Below are 1,155 nucleotides of genomic sequence, written 5' to 3'. Positions count from 1 at the left end.
GGGCCGTCGGGCCCGTCGTCCGGGGCCTGCGGCGTCGGCGCGTCCGGCCCGGCGATCGTGTACCGGCGGATGAGGTAGAACCACACCACCGCCAGCACGCCGTAGAGCAGGGTGAACACGATCAGCGAGAACACCACCGTCGCCGGCGCGTGGTCGGAGACGGCCTGCTGCACCGTCATCCGGATGTTCGGGTCGCCGGTCGGGTTGGGCACCACCGCCCACGGCTGACGCCCCATCTCGGTGAACACCCAGCCCGCGCTGTTGGCCAGGAAGGGCGTGGGGATCGCGATCAGGCAGAGCCAGGAGAACCAGCGCTGGTCGGGGACGCGGCCGCCGCGGGTCACCCAGAAGCCGACGAGCAGCAGCAGCACCGAACCGGCGGCCAGGCCGATCATCGCGCGGAAGGACCAGTAGGTGACGAACAGGTTCGGCCGGTAGTCGCCGGGGCCGTACTTGACGGTGTAGGTCTGCTGCAGGTCGACGACGCCGTCGAGGGTGACGCCGGTGAACTGGCCCTCGGCCAGGTACGGCAGCACGTAGGGCACCTCGAGCACGTGGGTGACGCTGTCGCAGTTGTTGTGCGTGCCGACGGTCAGGATGGAGAAGTCGGGGTCGGTCTGGGTGTGGCACAGCGATTCCGCCGAGGCCATCTTCATCGGCTGCTGTTCGAACATCAGCTTGCCCTGGATGTCGCCGGTGAAGATCACCGCGACGCCGGCCAGCGCGACCACCACCAGCGAGGCCCGCCCGACCGGGCGCCACATCGTGCGCGCCTCGTCGAGTTTCGCCGGGTCGCCGCTGCGCGCGTTGCGCACCATCCACCAGCCGGCGATACCGGCGACGAAGGTACCCGCGGTGAGGAACGCGCCCGCGACGACGTGCGGGAACGCGGCCAGCGTCGTGTTGTTGGTGAGCAGCGCCCAGATGCTCTCCAGCTCGGCGCGTCCGGTCTCGGGGTTGTAGTGCGCGCCGACCGGGTGCTGCATGAACGAGTTCGCGGCGACGATGAAGTAGGCGGAGGCGTTCACGCCGAACGCGACGATCCAGATCGTGGCCAGGTGCACCAGTTTCGGGAGCCGGGTCCAGCCGAAGATCCACAGGCCGATGAACGTCGACTCCATGAAGAACGCGATGAGCGCTTCCAGCGCCAGTGGC

General features: G+C 69.1%; 1 protein-coding gene. It reads right to left on the bottom strand.

What is annotated here, in order from left to right; translation table 11 throughout:
- A partial coding sequence (locus ACWDVW_RS32640; RefSeq protein WP_449956843.1) for a cytochrome ubiquinol oxidase subunit I occupies nucleotides 1-1,155 on the bottom strand: 1,155 nt, incomplete at both ends.

It is taken from the genome of Micromonospora sp. NPDC003241, from assembly GCF_053589795.1.
This window is presented reverse-complemented; position numbering and strand designations above follow the sequence as displayed.